General features: G+C 73.0%; 10 protein-coding genes. 4 read left to right on the forward strand and 6 right to left on the reverse strand.

Annotated features, from left to right (window positions below):
* Positions 1 to 57: 57 nt before the first annotated feature.
* Positions 58 to 1,059, forward strand: a complete 1,002-nt coding sequence (locus tag N864_RS11600) for a S41 family peptidase (protein WP_034716779.1) — start codon at positions 58 to 60, stop codon at positions 1,057 to 1,059.
* Between the two features lie 4 nt (positions 1,060 to 1,063).
* Here N864_RS11600 and glpK read toward each other — a convergent pair whose 3' ends face one another.
* From glpK to N864_RS11615, 3 genes are read right to left on the reverse strand one after another with little or no spacing between them, the layout of a single operon-like run.
* Positions 1,064 to 2,599 carry a glycerol kinase GlpK gene (gene glpK / locus N864_RS11605; protein ID WP_034716781.1) on the reverse strand — a complete coding sequence of 512 codons (1,536 nt, stop codon included), beginning with the start codon at positions 2,597 to 2,599 and terminating at the stop codon, positions 1,064 to 1,066.
* Between the two features lie 15 nt (positions 2,600 to 2,614).
* The gene (locus N864_RS11610) at positions 2,615 to 3,463 is read right to left on the reverse strand and encodes an ABC transporter permease (protein WP_034716784.1); all 849 of its coding nucleotides are present in this window, start codon (positions 3,461 to 3,463) and stop codon (positions 2,615 to 2,617) included.
* Positions 3,460 to 4,491 (reverse strand): ATP-binding cassette domain-containing protein, encoded by a 1,032-nt coding sequence (locus N864_RS11615; RefSeq protein ID WP_051518486.1) that lies wholly within the window; start codon positions 4,489 to 4,491, stop codon positions 3,460 to 3,462. The genes N864_RS11610 and N864_RS11615 overlap by 4 nt, the downstream gene beginning before the upstream one ends.
* A 176-nt stretch (positions 4,492 to 4,667) precedes the next feature.
* Between N864_RS11615 and N864_RS11620 the strand changes: the two genes are divergently transcribed.
* Together N864_RS11620 and N864_RS11625 are read left to right on the forward strand one after the other, a co-directional pair.
* The gene (locus N864_RS11620) at positions 4,668 to 6,386 is read left to right on the forward strand and encodes a glycerol-3-phosphate dehydrogenase/oxidase (protein ID WP_034716787.1); all 1,719 of its coding nucleotides are present in this window, start codon (positions 4,668 to 4,670) and stop codon (positions 6,384 to 6,386) included.
* A 56-nt stretch (positions 6,387 to 6,442) separates the two neighbouring features.
* Positions 6,443 to 7,849, forward strand: a complete 1,407-nt coding sequence (locus tag N864_RS11625) for an MFS transporter (protein ID WP_051518487.1) — start codon at positions 6,443 to 6,445, stop codon at positions 7,847 to 7,849.
* A gap of 100 nt (positions 7,850 to 7,949) precedes the next feature.
* On the opposite strand, the gene N864_RS11630 is transcribed toward N864_RS11625, so the two are convergent.
* On the reverse strand, positions 7,950 to 8,366 hold the full coding sequence (locus N864_RS11630; protein WP_034716789.1) for a VOC family protein: 417 nt from the start codon (positions 8,364 to 8,366) through the stop codon (positions 7,950 to 7,952).
* Positions 8,367 to 8,459: 93 nt separating this feature from the next.
* On the reverse strand, positions 8,460 to 9,317 hold the full coding sequence (locus tag N864_RS11635) for a DNA-formamidopyrimidine glycosylase family protein (protein WP_034716791.1): 858 nt from the start codon (positions 9,315 to 9,317) through the stop codon (positions 8,460 to 8,462).
* Positions 9,318 to 9,500: 183 nt separating this feature from the next.
* Between N864_RS11635 and N864_RS11640 the strand changes: the two genes are divergently transcribed.
* Positions 9,501 to 10,781 (forward strand): extracellular catalytic domain type 1 short-chain-length polyhydroxyalkanoate depolymerase, encoded by a 1,281-nt coding sequence (locus N864_RS11640; RefSeq protein ID WP_051518488.1) that lies wholly within the window; start codon positions 9,501 to 9,503, stop codon positions 10,779 to 10,781.
* 25 nt (positions 10,782 to 10,806) lie between these two features.
* On the opposite strand, the gene N864_RS11645 is transcribed toward N864_RS11640, so the two are convergent.
* Positions 10,807 to 15,834, reverse strand: a complete 5,028-nt coding sequence (locus N864_RS11645) for an Lhr family helicase (protein ID WP_034716793.1) — start codon at positions 15,832 to 15,834, stop codon at positions 10,807 to 10,809.
* Between the last annotated feature and the right edge of the window lie 107 nt (positions 15,835 to 15,941).

Here is a 15,941-nt window from a genome sequence, read left to right on the forward strand (position 1 = left end):
CGCAAACTCCGGAGTTTGCGCTCACTCGACGAGGGGGATCGTCCTAGGCTCGGCAGCATGACCATCGGCGGGCGCGTGGGGCGCCAGCTGCTCTCCATCGGAGCACTGGCCGCCGCGGTCGCCGTGGCGATGGTCCTGCTCAGCCCGTCCCGCCCGCAGCCGGTCGGCACGCCGGAGCCGACCCGGACGGCCCTCTCGCCCGCGGAGGAGTATGCGCGGACCGCCCTGCAGATCATGGGTGACCGTTCGTTCTTCGTCGACGAGGTCACCTGGTGGCCGGGCGTGGTCCGCGACGCGATGGCGCAGGTGCGTCCCGCCAGGAGCGCCGCCGACACCTACCCAGCGCTGACCACGGCGCTCGCTGCAGCCGCCGGACCGCAGGGCCTCCTCGTCGCTCCCAAGGACGTGCCCACTCCGGAGATCGCCGCGCCTCCGGCGGTGTCGGCCTCCGGTGGGATCGGCCACATCACCGTGCCCACCATCGGCCCCCTCATCAGCGACAGCGAGTCGGCACGCGCCACCGCGATCGCCGACACCATCCGCACCAGCCAACCGGCAGTGTCGTGCGGGTGGGTCATCGACCTGCGCGACACCCGATCGCAGGACGACTGGGGGCTGCTCGCCGGTCTGCACCAGTTCCTCCCAGAGGGAGAGATCTTCCAGCTGCGGGACCGCAACGGCAAGGCGTTCCACGTGTCCATCGCCATGGGATCCGTGTTCCTCAGCGGCCGCCCGATGGCGTCTGCGAGCGGCTCGGGCACCCGGAACACCCGGCCCGTCGCCGTCCTGCAGTCCGGCCAGACCACTGGTGTCGGAGAGGCGCTGACCCTCGCCCTGCAACAGAGCGACCGGACGCGCACCTTCGGCACCGACACGCGCGGCCTGCCGCTCACCGAGCGCTTCGCCCTCCCGGATGGCGCCGAGCTGGTCCTGCCGACCACCCGCCTGACGGACCTGGCCGGCCACGACTTCACGCACGGCATCCCACCGCAGGCCCGCACCGACGACCCGGACCGCGCCGCGGTGGACTGGCTCCGCTCCCAGTGCCGGCGCCGGTGACGCCTCAGCGGGTGTCGGCGTCGACCCAGTCGAGGGTCCTCGTGACCGCCTTGCACCACTGCCGATAGAGGCGGTCGCGCTCGGTCGCGTCCATCCGCGGCGACCAGCGCCGGTCCTCGCCCCAGTTCGCGGTCACCTGGCTGGGACTGGACCAGTACCCGACAGCCAGCCCAGCGGCATACGCGGCCCCGAGCGCGGTCGTCTCGGCGACCTTCGGGCGCACGACGTCGACACCGAGCAGGTCGGCCTGGAACTGCATGAGCGTGTCGTTGACGACCATCCCGCCGTCCACCTTGAGCTCGGTCAAGAAGGGCTCGGCGCCGGCGCCCGACACGTCACGGCTCATCGCGTCGAGCACCTCACGCGTCTGGAAAGCGGTTGCCTCGAGGGCCGCTCGCGCGATGTGCCCCTTGTGGACGTAGCGGGTCAGGCCGACGAGCGCACCACGCGCGTCCGGGCGCCAGTGCGGGGCGAAGAGTCCCGAGAAGGCCGGCACGAAGTAGGCGCCGCCGTTGTCCTCGACGGTGCCGGCCAGCGTCTCGACCTCGGCCGCGTCACGGATGATGCCGAGGTTGTCGCGCAACCACTGCACGAGCGAGCCCGTGACGGCGATGGAGCCCTCGAGGGCGTAGACGGGCTTCGCCTCACCGAGCCGGTAGCACACCGTGGTCAACAGCCCGTGCCGGCTGGTGACGATCTCCTCGCCGGTGTTGAGCAGCATGAAGTTGCCCGTGCCATAGGTGTTCTTCGCCATTCCCGGCTGGAGGCACGCCTGACCGAACGTCGCCGCCTGCTGGTCACCGAGGATCCCCGCGACGGGCACGCCGGCGAGCGTCCCCGGCGTGATCGTGCCGTAGACCTCCGAGGACGACCGGATCTCGGGGAGCATCCGCAGCGGGACGCCGACCTCCGCCGCGATCGCCGCGTCCCAGGTGAGGGTGCGCAGGTCCATCAGCAGGGTGCGCGAGGCGTTCGTGACGTCCGTGACGTGGATGCCGCCGTCCTCCGCGCCGCCGGTGAGGTTCCACAGCAGCCACGTGTCCACCGTGCCGGCCAGCAGCTGCCCCGCCTCGGCGCGGTCGCGGGCGCCGTCGACGTGGTCAAGGATCCACCGGATCTTCGGGCCCGCGAAGTAGGTCGCGAGCGGCAGCCCGGTCGTCGCCGCGAACCGCTGCGGCCCCTCCTCCCCCGCCAGCTCGTTGCAGATGGCCTGGGTCCGGGTGTCCTGCCAGACGATCGCGTTGTGGATCGGCTGACCGGTGCTGCGGTCCCACACGACGGTCGTCTCGCGCTGGTTCGTGATGCCGACGGCAGCGACGTGTCCGGCGTTGAGGTTCGCCTTGCCGAGCGCGCCGCCGAGGACCGCCCGGGTGTTGCGCCAGATCTCGAGCGGGTCGTGCTCGACCCAGCCCGCGCGCGGGAAGATCTGGCGGTGCTCGCGCTGGTCCGCCGCGACGACCTCGCCACGCCGGTCGAACACCATGGCCCGGGTGCTCGTCGTGCCCTGGTCGATCGCGACGACATGGGTGGCATCAGGCATGGCCCGACGCTACTGCTAGTCGGACGTGCGGCGGTTGAAGGCGCGGATCGACAGGGGTGCGAGGACCAGGGTGAGCGCGACGGACCAGATGATCGTCGACTCCACGGGGTGGTGCAGTGGCAGGGCCGAGTCGGGCGCGAGGGGGGCGGCGTTGCCCCACAGCTCCCGGATCGCCCGAACCAGCGAGCTGATGGGGTTCCACTCGGCAACGGTGCGCAGCCAGGCCGGGCTCATGTTCGCCGCCGGGGCGAAGGTGTCGGCGAGGAACGTCAGCGGGAAGACGGCCGTGAACATCACGCCCTGAACGGCCTCGACCGTCTTGAGGGCGGACCCGGCGAGGATGCCGAACCAGATCATCGCGAAGCCGAACAGCAGCAGGAGCGCGAACCCCAGGACCGCCCGGGTGAACCCCTCGTGGATCCGCCAGCCGATGACCAGGCCCGTGCCGGCCATCACGACGATGCCGATGCTCGAGTGGATCAGGCTGGAGATGCTGCGCCCCATGAGCACCGAGGCGCGGGAGATCGGCAGGGACCGGAAGCGGTCGATGACGCCCTTGTTGAGATCGTTCGTGAGGCCGACCGCGACGACGAAGCACGAGAAGGTCATCGTCTGGGCCATGATCCCGGGCAGCAGCCACTCGCGGTAGTTGACGCCCGCGTTGATCGACCCGCCGAAGACGTAGGCGAACAGGACGACGAACATGACGGGCTGGAACGTGACGTCGGCGAGCATCTCCGGCATCCGTCGGATGTGCTTGACGTTGCGCCAGACGTGCGTGCGCACCTGGCTGGCGAGCCCGGGCGGCGTGACGATGGGCCGGGCGGCCGGCGCCGGGGCCGTCGTGCCGATGGTCGACGTCATCGGACCTCCTCCATGACGGCTGCCGGCTCGGCAGCCTGGTCGTCGGCGGACTCCTCGGACTCGGCCCTGCGACCGGTCAGGTGCAGGAAGACGTCGTCGAGGCTGGGGCGCTTGAGGCCGAGGTCGTCGAGGACGATCTCGGACTGCTCGAAGACCCGGGCCACGCGCATCACGTCAGCGAGTCCCTCGACGGGGGCGGTCAGCTGCCGCGCACCGGGGTCGACATGGACCTCGCGGACATGGGAGGCGAGCAGGGCCTGGGCCGCGACGAGCTCGTGCGCGTGGGACACGGTGATGACCAGTGCCGCCGCGCCGGACCGATCCTTCAGCTCGAGTGGCGTGCCCTCGGCGATGATGCGGCCGTGGTCCACGACGATGATGCGATCGGCGAGCTGGTCCGCCTCCTCGAGGTACTGCGTCGTCAGGAGCAGGGTGGTGCCATCGGCGACGAGCTCGCGCAGCGTCGACCAGAGCTCCACGCGGCTGCGGGGGTCGAGCCCGGTCGTCGGCTCGTCGAGGAAGAGGACCCGAGGGGCTGCGATGAGGGACACGGCGAGGTCGAGGCGGCGGCGCATGCCGCCGGAGTAGTCCTTGACGACCTTGTCCCCCGCGTCGGCGATCGAGAAGCGCTCGAGGAGCTCGTCGGAGATCCGAGTCATCTCGCGCCGGGAGAGGCCGTAGAGCGACCCCATGAGCCGCAGGTTCTCCCGACCGGTGAGGAACTCGTCGACCGTTGCCGCCTGACCGGTGAGGCCCATGCTGCGCCGGACCGCATCGGGGTCGGAGATGACGTCGTGGCCGGCCACTCGGGCGGTGCCGCTCGTGGGACGGCTGAGGGTCGTCATCATCCGCACGGTGGTCGTCTTGCCGGCACCGTTGGGCCCGAGCAGCCCGAGGACGGAGCCCTGGGGCACCGCGAAGCTGACGTCGTCGACAGCCGTCATCTCCCCGAACCGCTTGACGAGGTGCTCCGCCTCGATCGCGGGCCCACGGTATGGAGCAGGTGTGGCGTGGAGGGTCATGTCCATCTCCCGACTCAGGTGGTCCGGTCCACGATAGGTGGCACCGCCGACATCGTCCCCGCAGAGTGTGGACGCCGTCAACATCTTTGCGCGAGGACGTCCCCCCTATCGGCAGCGCAGCGGCACTGCGCGCTGCCGCGGTGCCGGCTCAGCGGCATACCGGCTCTGCATAGGCTGGCACCATGACGCGTCCCGTCGCCCTCGGTCCCGACCAGCGCGCCGGCGCCTGGCGGCGGCTGGCGTCGCATCGGTTCGACGTGCTCGTCATCGGCGGTGGCGTGACGGGCGCCGGAACGGCGCTCGACGCCGCCACGCGCGGGCTGTCGGTGGCCCTCGTCGAGCAGCGGGACTACGCGTCGGGCACGTCCTCTCGCTCGTCCAAGCTGTTTCACGGAGGGCTGCGCTACCTCGAGCAGATGAACTTCGACCTGGTCCGCGAGGCGCTGCGGGAGCGCGAGCTCATGCTGACCCGGATCGCCCCACACCTCGTGCGGCCGGTGCCGTTCCTCTACCCACTGACCGGCCGCGGCTGGGAACGCCCTTATGTGACAGCGGGACTCACGCTCTACGACACGATCGGGGGCGCGCGCTCGACACCCCGGCACCGGCAGCTCACGCGCACCGGCGCCCTGCGGCTCGCGCCCGCCCTGCGCAAGGACGCGCTCACCGGCGGCCTGCTCTACTACGACGCGCAGGCCGACGACGCACGGCACACCCTGACGACGGTGCGGACAGCGGCGGCCTACCGCGCCACCGTCCTCAACTCCGCCCGGGTCGTGGGGCTGCGCCACGCGGGTGAGCGGGTGATCGGCGGCGTCGTCGAGGACGTCGAGTCGGGCGCCCGGGTCGACGTGGCCGCCACCGTGGTCATCAACTGCACCGGCGTGTGGAACGACGACATCCAGGCGATGGCCGGCAGCCGGGGCCGGTTCAGCGTCCGGGCAAGCAAGGGCATCCACATCGTCGTGCCCCGGGACCGGATCGACTCGGAGACCGGCCTGATCCTGCGCACGGAGCGGTCGGTCCTGTTCGTCATCCCGTGGACGACGCACTGGATCATCGGCACGACCGACACCGAGTGGCACCTCGACCGGGCGCACCCGGCGGCGACGCGGGCGGACATCGACTACCTGCTCGAGCGCCTCGGCGCGGTGTTGCGGACGCCGATCACCCACGCGGACATCGAGGGCGTCTATGCCGGGCTGCGGCCGCTGCTCGCGGGCGAGGACGAGGACACGGCGGAGCTCTCCCGGGAGCACGCGGTCGCGCGCACGCAGCCGGGGCTCGTCTCGGTCGCCGGCGGCAAGTACACGACCTACCGGGTCATGGCCGCCGACGCCGTCGACGCCGCCCGTGAGGACCTGCCGGGCGACGTGCCGGACAGCGTGACCGACGAGATCCCGCTGCTCGGCGCGGAGGGCTACCCGGCGCTGCTGAACCGCCTCGAGCGGATCGCCGAGCGACAACAGCTGCCCGTATGGCGCGTCACCCACCTCGCCGAGCGCTACGGCACGCTGCTCGACGAGGTGCTGGCGCTCGCCGACAGCGACCCGGGTCTGCTGCGTCCGCTGCCCGGCGCCGAGGAGTACCTCCGCGTCGAGATCGCCTATGCCGCGACCCACGAGGCCGCGCTGCACCTCGATGACCTGCTGACCCGACGCACCCGGATCTCCATCGAGTCACCGAGCCGTGGCACCGACTCGGCGCGGGCGGCCGCCGAGATCGTGGCTCCCATCCTCGGCTGGGACCTGGACCGGGTCGAGAGCGAGGTCGCGGCCTACGCCGCCCGCGTCGCCGCCGAGGTCGAGTCGCAGGAGGAGCTCGAGGACTCGCAGGCGAACGCCGAGCGGCAGGCCGCTCCGGACATCAGGCAGATCCCACCGAGCATCGCGACCGACTGACGGCAGGCCGAGAACTCGGGGGCGGCGAGTCGCAGCGGCTGGGTAGCGTTGCCCGGGTGACGACGCGCAACGAGGACCGGCCGACGGCCCGCCAGCACCGCGCGCCCGGCCCGCTGTCCGCGGAGCATCGCCTCGTCACCATTGCCGTCATCGCGCTCATCACGATCATCGCCTTCGAGGCGATGGCCGTCTCGACCGCGATGCCTGTCGTCGCGGCGGAGCTGAACGCCGTCAAGTCGTACGGCCTCGCGTTCTCGATCATGCTCACGGCCGAGCTGCTCGGGACCGTCCTGTCCGGCGTGTGGTCGGACCGGCGGGGCCCCTTCCAGGTGCTCGTCGTCGGGCAGATCCTGTTTGCCCTCGGCTGTGTCGTCGCCGGGCTCGCCGGGTCGTTCGGGGTGCTGCTGGTCGGCCGCGCCGTCGCCGGTCTCGGCGGTGGCCTCAACGTCGTCGCGCTCTACGTCGTCGCCGGTCGGGTCTATCCCGAGTCGGTGCGGCCACGCGTCTTCAGCTGGACGTCGGCCGCGTGGGTGCTGCCGTCACTCATCGGACCGCCGATCGCCGGCTGGCTCACGACGACCTTCTCGTGGCGCTGGGTCTTCCTCGTCGTCCTCGCGCCGATCGCGGCCACGTTCGTCATCGTGCTGCAGCAGCGGGAGTCCATCGACGGCGGCCTCCGCGGCGAACGCGCAGCCGCCGCTGGACAGGCCGAGCGGCGGCTCGTCTGGCTCGGCCTGACCATCGCCGTCGCGGCCGGCCTGCTGCAGGTGGGTGCCGAGCGGCTCGTGCCGTTCAGCCCGGCGATGCTCGGAGCCGCGACCCTGGGCCTCGCCGGGGTCCTGCTCGTCTATCCCCGCCTCGTCCCGGCCGGGACGCTCCGGATCCGGCGCGGACTGCCCGCGACGATGGTGAGTCGGCTGCTGCTCAGCGCCACCTTCAACGGGTCGGTGACCTTCGTGCCCCTCATGCTCGTCGCCGAACGCCACCTGTCGCCCACGCTCGCCGGTGCGGTCCTCACGGTCGGGGCACTGGGCTGGTCGTTCGGCTCCTGGATGCAGGGCAACCCCACCTTCGCGGACCGCAAGCCGCAGCTCGTCTCGGTCGGCGGCGTCTTCCTGACCGCAGGGATCGGGCTGCTGGCGATCGTGGCCGCGGTCGGGATGCACTGGCTCGTCCTCGCCGTCGGGTCCGTCCTGACCGGGCTCGCGATGGGGCTCGCGACGTCCTCGACGTCGGTGCTGACCCTCGCGCTGAGCCCGGCCGAGGAGCACGGCCGGGCGAGCTCGTCGCTCAACCTGTCCGACGTGCTCGGCGCGGTGCTCGGCATCTCCCTGTCCGGCGCCGTCTTCGCGGCCCTGCACGACCCGAATGGCTCGGACACCTGGGTGTTCGTGCTGATGTGGTCCGTGCTCGCCGGGATCGCGAGCATCGTCATCGCGTCCGGCCGCCGAACCCGCGCCTGAGCCGTGGCGCGCCGCTGGGCAGCCCAGGTGTGCCGCTGGCCACCGCGGTGCGCCGCTGGGCCACCGCGGTGCGCCGCAGGCGCCGGCGCCGGCGCCGAGGTCAGCCTGGCTGGCCGCCAGCGATGTTGACCATCCAGGTGATGCCGAAGCGGTCCTGCACGGAGCCGAACTCGTCTCCCCACATCTGCTTCTGCAGGGGGACGGCGACCGTGCCACCGTCGGAGAGCTTCTCCCAGTAGCCGCGCAGCTGGTCGGCGTCGTCACCGCTCAGGCTGATCGAGATGTTGTCGCCGGCGGTGTGCGACATGCCGGGCGGGGTGTCGGAGGCCATCAGGGTGAAGCCGCTCGGGGTCTCGAGCTGGGCGTGCATGACGTCGTCCGCGCCCGGCGCGTCCTGGTCGCCGTACTCGCCGAAGGTCGAGATCACGAGGTCGCCGCCGAAGACGTCCTTGTAGAACTCCATCGCCTCGCGGGCGTTGTGCTCGAAGCTGATGTAGGGGTTGAGCCGCGATGCCATGCTCCTGCTCCTTCGTCGTGGTCGGGTTACGACCTCTCCGACACTAGACAGGCGCACCGACACCGGCCACTGGACGAAGCGGGCAGTGCAGGGTCACGGGGCGTCGCGAGAGCCGAGCGGGCGCTGGGCGCGGCCGTTGTCGGTCGGTGCGAGGCCGCCCTGGCACGACGGGCAGTAGAAGACGACCCTGTCGTGCAGACCCGTGCCGAGCGACGCGACCCGGACCAGGGCGCCGCACCGCCGACAGGGCCGGGCGTTGCGGCCGTAGACATGGAACGACTCCCCCCGCCGACGCGAGCCGGTCGACGACGGCATGGCGTGCCGACGGGACTGGTCGAGCAGCTGGTGGGCCCGCGTGACGATGCCGGCGAGGCGCTCCTCGCCCAGCTCGGATGCCACTGACCATGGCGGCACCCGCTCGGCGAAGAGCGTCTCGGCCATCCAGATCGTGCCGAGCCCCGCGAGGTTGCGCTGGTCGAGCAGCGCCTGGGCGACCGGCACCGCCGCGACGCGGAGGTTCGCGACGGACCGGGCGGCACTCGCCTCGTCCCAGTCCGGCGCGAGCAGGTCCGGCCCGAGGTGCCCGACGAGGTCGGACTCGCGCACCGTCGGGACGAGGTCGAGCTCGCCGAGGCGCACGCCGAGCGCGGTCCAGTCCGACGTCGCGACGAGGGCCCGCAGGTCCGGCAGGCGCCGCCAGCCCGGCTTGAGGGTGGCGGTCGCCTCGACCCGCCACCGGCCGTCCATCCGCAGGTGGGAGTGGAGCGTCAGGCCACCGTCGATCCGGTGCAGCAGGTGCTTGCCCCGACTGACGACCTCGAGGGTGTCCCGGCCGCGCAGGTCGGCCGTCGACAGGTCCGGCCAGCGCAGGTCGGCGGCGACGATCTGCCGCCCGGCCAAGGCGGCGTGCAGCCGCCGGGCCGTCCGCCACACGGCGTCACCCTCGGGCACGACTCCTCCTTCCCCGCACGTCGCGACACTGGCGTCCCATGCCACAGATGTGCCCAGTCTGCAATGGGCCAGACGCCCACCACGCGCCCGGGGTGCTGGTCCGGGGGACTGTGCTCAGCGGCATACGACTGCTGCAATCGTGACAAAACGGACGTCACCGGCGACGTCCGGACGGAGGCGATGATGACTGACCGACCACGACCCCACACGCTCCGACTGGCCTGGCCCATCCGTGCTCTCGGCGGGCTGCTGGCGCTCGCGACCGCGCTCGCGCTGGGCGCGCTCGTCGTGACGGCCCCGGCCGCCCGCGCCGCCGCGCTCGAGCAGGTGCCCAGCTTCGGGGCCAACCCCGGCGCGCTGACGATGTACGCCTACCGGCCCGACGGGCTGCCCTCCGGCGCGCCGCTCGTCGTCGAGCTGCACGGCTGCACCCAGGACGCGCCCACGTACTTCGCGAACTCCGGCTGGCGCACCCTCGCCGACCGGGACGGCTTCGCGCTCGTCCTCGCCGAGCAGAGCCAGTCCAACAACTCCAACACGTGCTTCAACTGGTTCCAGACCGGCGACATCAGCCGGGGCCAGGGCGAGGCGGCGAGCATCGCGGCGATGGTCGACCACGCCGTCACGAGCTACGGCTCGGACCCCGAGCGCGTCTACGTCACTGGGCTGTCCGCGGGCGCTGCGATGACGGCGGTCATGCTCGCCGCCTACCCGGACAAGTTCGCCGGCGGCTCGATCAACGCCGGCCTGCCGTACAAGTGCGCCACCTCCATGGTCCATGCGTTCTCGTGCATGAACCCGGGCGTCGACAAGACGCCGAAGCAGTGGGGCGACCTGGTGCGCGGCGCCTTCCCGTCCTACGCCGGGCCGCGCCCGCGGGTCTCGATCTGGCAGGGCCAGTCGGACACGACGGTCGCGCCCCGCAACGGCGAGGAGCTGCGTGACCAGTTCACCGACGTCCTCGGCGTCTCGCAGACGCCCACCTCGACCGGCTCGACCGGAGATGTGGTGACGTGGGAGGACTACGGCGGCCAGGTCCGGCTGCACCGGGTCGCGGGGATGGGGCATGGCACGCCGGTCGACCCCGGCACCGCCCCCGAGCAGTGCGGCGCCACCGGCGCCTACTTCATCGACACCGTCTGCGGGGCGTACTACGACGCAGTGTTCTTCGGGCTGGACCGCTCCGGGCCGACGCCGACCCCCACTCCGACCGGCACGACGTCGACCACGACCGCAGAGCCGACCCCCACTCCCACGACGACCACGCCGACGAGCACGACGACGAGCGCGCCGGCACCGACGTGCGTCACGGCGAGCAACTACGCGCACGTCCAGGCGGGGCGGGCGTACCAGTCCGGCGGCTACGCGTGGGCGGTCGGGTCGAACCAGCAGCTAGGCCTCTACAACACCTTCTACACGTCCACCCTCAAGGAGTCCTCGCCCGGTTACTGGGAGAAGTGCTGAGGACGCCGCACCCCCGGGCCACGGCTCAGCGGCGCAGCCGTAGCCCCCGGGGCGTCATGTGGAAGCCGGCCTGCGACAGTGCCTGCACGAGCGGGTGGCCCGAGCCGAGGACGGAGGCCCCGTCGGCCTTCTCGACGGTCAGCCGGCCGAGCGCCCCCTCGCGCACCGACAGGGCCAGCGCGTCGGCGGCCGCCTGCAGCTCCGCCGGGTCGTCGGACCAGCAGAGCATGGTGCGGCCGCCGCGCTCCACATAGAGCACGAGCGTGCCGTCGACGAGCACGACGAGGGCGCCGGCCTTGCGCGCGGGCTGGTGCCCCTTGCGCCGGCTCCCCTCGCCGTCGTCGGTCGGGTCGGTGACCCGCCGCTCCGGCCACGGCAGCGCCGCCCCGTAGGGGTTCGCGGGGTCGTGCGCGGCGAGCACGAGCGCCGGCCCGACAGGCTTTCGTATGCCGCTCAGCTCGGTCCCCGGGGCCGGCAGCGTCCACGGGTCGGCCGGCTCGGGCGAACGGCCCGAGCCCGGTCCGGCGGAGTCGTCGGGCAGCCGGGCGAGCGACCGGAGCCGGTCGACCGCCCCGGGGGCCGCGAACTGGGACGCGCCGAGCGACTCGACGAAGTAGCCCCGGCGCACCTTGCCGGCCTCCTCGGCGGCGGCGAGCACCCGGTAGACGGCGGCGAACCCGCCCGGCACCTCCTCGGCGACGACGGCGCCGCGGGTCAGGACGCCGTAGCGGTCGAGCAGCAGCTCTGCACTCGTCACGGCCCGCACCGTGGGGTCGGCCTCGGCGGGTGGCAGTGCGGTCCAGCGCCCTACGCCGGTCGACGGGACCGATCCGGCCGCGGCGCGCCCGGCCCGCAGGCTGGCCGCCCGGGCCGTCTCCTCGGCAGCCACGACCTTGGCCTGGTCGAGGCCGGCACCAGCACCGGGACCGGCAGCGGCACCGCCCAACCCCGCCCGGAGCGAGCCGAACCGGCCGAGCGAACGGCGCTGAGCGGCATACCGCGTCGTGCGGGGACCGGAGCTGGCGCGCTTGTGGGCGGTGCGGCCGCCGGCGAGGAGGGCGCGGAGCGGCGCGAGCGTGTCACCGGTGACGTGACCGGACCACACGAGGGACCACAGCGCGTCGAGCAGCTCGCTGTCGTCGAGGTCGAGGCGGCTGGCCAGGGCCCGGAAGAACCAGGCGCCCCCTCCGGCGAGCTCGGCGAGCACTGCTCGCTCGGTGCCGGTCAGCTCGCGGTCCTCGGGGGGCGCCAGGGTCAGGTGCGCGGTCTCGGTGAGGTGCAGGCTGACCCAGCCGTCGTCGCCGGGCAGGGAACCATGGCCGCGCCACGTCACCTCACCGGTGCTCATCACCTCGTCGAGCAGGCCGGGGCGGTAGCCCGCGACCCGCGCCGGCAGGACGAGGGTCTCGAGGGCGCTGGCGGGGAGCACCGCTCCGGTCAGCTGTTCGACGGCGCGGAGCAGGCCCTCGCGGCCACGGAGGCCACCACCGACGCCCTGCCACTGCGGGAGGAAGCGCGCGAGGTCGCGCTGGGTGACGGGCTCGACCTCGTGCCGGAGGGCGGCGAGGGAACGGCGACGCAGCAGCCGCAGCACCTCGGCGTCGCAGAACTCCGGGCCGCGGCCGCCGCCGTTCTCGACGGGGAGCAGCTCGCCCTCGACGACCCGACCGGCGGAGACGAGTCGGCGCAGGGCGTCGTGGACGACGGCGGGTCCGACGCCCCACCAGCGGGCGGCCGTGCCGGGGGTGAACGGGCCGTGGGTGCGGGCGAAGCGGGCGACGAGGTCACCGAGCGGGTCGGGCACCGGCTCCAGGAACGCCTGCGGGATGCCGACGGGCAGAGCGGTGCCGAGCGCGTCGCGGAGCCGCGCGGCGTCCTCGATGGCGGCCCAGCGGTCGTCGCCGGCGACCCGGACGGCGATGACCCGGCGGGCGTCCTCGAGGTGGCGCAGCGCGGCCTCGACGGCGGCCGGGGAGAACCCTTCGGCCGCCCGGGCGAGGATGTCGGTCATCGACAGCGGTCCGAGCACCCGGAGCAGGTCGGCGAGGTCCTCGTCGTCGCGGGCCGCCCGCTCGGGGGTGAGCCGCTGCAGCTCGGCCTCGGTGCGCGCGACGGCCTGCGGATCGAGCAGGTCGCGCAGCGCGAGGGCCTCCCCCTGGCCGAGCAACTCGGACAGGAGCGACGGGTCGAGCGCGAGGGCGGCGGCCCGGCGCTCGGCCAGCGGGGAGTCACCCTCGTAGAGGTACTGCGCGACGTAGCCGAAGACGAGCGACTTGGCGAAGGGGCTCGGCTGGGCCGACTCGACGTCGACGACGGTGACGGCGCGGGAGCGGATGTCGCCCATCAGGGCCACCAGGCTCGGCACGTCGAAGACGTCCTGGAGGCACTCGCGAACGGTCTCGAGGACGATCGGGAAGGACGGGTACTGGCTGGCCACCTGCAACAGCTGCGCCGCCCGCTGCCGCTGCTGCCAGAGCGGCTGGCGCCGGTCGGGACGGCGACGCGGCAGGAGCAGTGCCCGCGCGGCGCACTCGCGGAACCGCGCTGCGAACAGGGCCGATCCGCCGATCTCCGCGGTGACGAGCTCGCGGACCTCCTCAGGGTCGAGGGTGACCAGCTCGACGAGCTGCTGGCCGATGGCGGTACCGGACCGCCGCCGCACCGCAGCCCCGGCCGCGTCGCCCTCGGCACCACCCACCTCCGAGAAGCCGTCCTCGTCGAACTCCAGGTCGGGCAGCCGGAAGACGATGCCGTCGTCACCGTGCATCGCCTGCACGTCCACCCCGAACCGCTCGCGCATCCGCGCCGCCACGCAGAGCGCCCACGGGGCGTGCACCTGGCTGCCGAACGGCGAGAGGACCGCGACCCGCCAGTCGCCGATCTCATCCCGGAACCGTTCGACGACGATGGTGCGGTCGTCGGGGACGTGCCGCGTCGCCTCGCGCTGCTCGGAGACGTAGGCGAGCAGGTTGTCGGAGGCCCACTCATCGAGGCCGGCCTGCTCGATCCGGTCGCGGGCGGCCTCGGGCTTCAGCCCGACGATGCCGCGGACGAACTCGCCGACCGCCCGCCCGAGCTCGGCCGGCCGGCCGGCGGCGTCGCCCTTCCAGAAGGGCAGCCGGCCGGGCTGGCCCGGCGCCGGCGTGACGAGGACCCGGTCGTGCGTGATGTCCTCGATCCGCCAGCTCGACGTGCCGAGCGTGAAGACGTCGCCGACCCGCGACTCATAGACCATCTCCTCGTCGAGCTCGCCGACGCGACGACCGGGGCCCTCCCCGGACGCGAGGAAGACCGCGTAGAGCCCCCGGTCGGGGATGGTGCCACCACTCGTCACCGCGAGCCGTTGCGCTCCGCGGCGCCCCGTGACGGTGTTCGTGACGCGGTCCCAGACGATCCGCGGCCGCAGCTCGGCGAACTCGTCGCTCGGGTATTTCCCGGCGAGCATGTCGAGCGTCGCCTCGAGGACCGAGCGGGCCAGCCCGGCGAAGCTCGCCGACCGCCGGACGAGCGCCTCGATCTCGTCGACGGTCCACTCGTCGAGGGCGCACATCGCCACGATCTGCTGGGCGAGCACGTCGATCGGGTTGGCCGGGACGTGCAACGCCTCGATGCCGCCGGACCGCATCCGCTCGACGACGACGGCGGTCTGGACGAGGTCGCCGCGAAACTTCGGGAAGAGGACGCCGCGGCTCACCGCGCCCACCTGGTGCCCCGCCCGCCCGACCCGCTGCAGCCCGCTCGCGACACTGGGCGGCGACTCGACCTGGATGACGAGGTCGACGGCGCCCATGTCGATGCCGAGCTCGAGGCTGCTCGTCGCGACGACGGCGGGCAGTCGACCCGCCTTGAGGTCCTCCTCGATCGCCGCCCGCTGCTCCTTGCTGACCGAGCCGTGGTGGGCGCGCGCCAGCACGCCCGGTGCGCCCTGGCTGGCTCCGGACTGCGCCATCACCTGGGCCGGCGGCTTCGCCGGCTCCCGGGTATGCCGCTCAGCCCGCACCGCTGGGAGGCCACCGTCCGCGCCCGCTGGCTCAGCGGCATACCGGAATGGGGTGTCCGACCGCTCGCCGGCACGCTCATCGGGCAGCCCGCCACCCTCCTGCTGGCGTTCCTCCCAGATCTCGTTGAGCCGGGCGGTCAACCGTTCGGCGAGGCGACGGGAGTTGGCGAACACGAGCGTGGAGCGATGCTCGGCGATGAGGTCGACGATGCGCTCCTCGACGTGCGGCCAGATGCTCGCCCGGGGAGGGGTACCCGTCGCGGAGCCGGAGAAGTCGGGCAGTCCCGGCTCGAGCTCGGCCACGGACGACCCGAGCTCGGCCATGTCCGGGACCGGGACGACGACGCGCAGGTCCCACTCCTTCGTCGACTCGGGCTGGACGATCTCGGTGGGGCGTCCCCCGGCGAGGAAGCGGGCGACGTCCTCGACCGGGCGCACCGTCGCCGACAGGCCGACGCGCTGGGCCGGCTGGGGCAGGAGCGCGTCAAGCCGCTCGAGGGAGAGCGCTAGGTGCGCGCCGCGCTTGGTGCCGGCGACCGCGTGGACCTCGTCGATGATGACGGTCTGCACGCCGCGGAGCGCCTCGCGCACGGACGAGGTCAGCATCAGGAAGAGCGACTCGGGCGTCGTGATGAGGATGTCGCTCGGGGTGCGGGCGAACGCCCGGCGCTCGGTCGCAGGCGTGTCGCCGGAGCGGACGGAGACGGCGATGTCGGGGACCGGCAGGCCGAGGCGGGTGGCGGCATGACCGATACCGACGAGCGGGGCCCGCAGGTTGCGCTCGACGTCGACGGCGAGGGCCTTCATCGGGGAGATGTAGAGGACCCGGCAGCGCGCCAGGCGGTCCTCCGGGAGCGGCTCGCGGGCCATCCGGTCGATCGCCCACAGGAAGGCGGACAGGGTCTTGCCGGAGCCGGTCGGCGCGACGACGAGGCAGTGGTGGCCCGAGGAGATCGCGTCCCACGCCCCGGCCTGCGCCTCGGTGGGCGCGTGAAAACTGCTCCGGAACCACGCTTGCGTGGCCTCGGAGAACCGGTCGAGGACGTCACCCATCGCGCCCAGCCTGCCACCTCGGGGCGACAGTGGCCGCTGCACCGTGGGGCCGCGCGGCGCTGGGGTGGGTCCGGGCCGGAGTTCGCGCTCACTCGACGGTTCGGGGT

The organism is Intrasporangium chromatireducens Q5-1, assembly GCF_000576575.1.
Taxonomy (GTDB): Bacteria; Actinomycetota; Actinomycetes; order Actinomycetales; family Dermatophilaceae; genus Intrasporangium_A; species Intrasporangium_A chromatireducens.

Coding starts and splice junctions, on each gene's coding strand:
- N864_RS11640 (WP_051518488.1), top strand. CDS start 9,501: ATGACTGACCGACCACGACCCCACACGCTCCGACTGGCCTGGCCCATC.
- glpK (WP_034716781.1), bottom strand. CDS start 2,599: ATGCCTGATGCCACCCATGTCGTCGCGATCGACCAGGGCACGACGAGC.
- N864_RS11600 (WP_034716779.1), top strand. CDS start 58: ATGACCATCGGCGGGCGCGTGGGGCGCCAGCTGCTCTCCATCGGAGCA.
- N864_RS11610 (WP_034716784.1), bottom strand. CDS start 3,463: ATGACGTCGACCATCGGCACGACGGCCCCGGCGCCGGCCGCCCGGCCC.
- N864_RS11630 (WP_034716789.1), bottom strand. CDS start 8,366: ATGGCATCGCGGCTCAACCCCTACATCAGCTTCGAGCACAACGCCCGC.
- N864_RS11620 (WP_034716787.1), top strand. CDS start 4,668: ATGACGCGTCCCGTCGCCCTCGGTCCCGACCAGCGCGCCGGCGCCTGG.
- N864_RS11615 (WP_051518486.1), bottom strand. CDS start 4,491: ATGGACATGACCCTCCACGCCACACCTGCTCCATACCGTGGGCCCGCG.
- N864_RS11645 (WP_034716793.1), bottom strand. CDS start 15,834: ATGGGTGACGTCCTCGACCGGTTCTCCGAGGCCACGCAAGCGTGGTTC.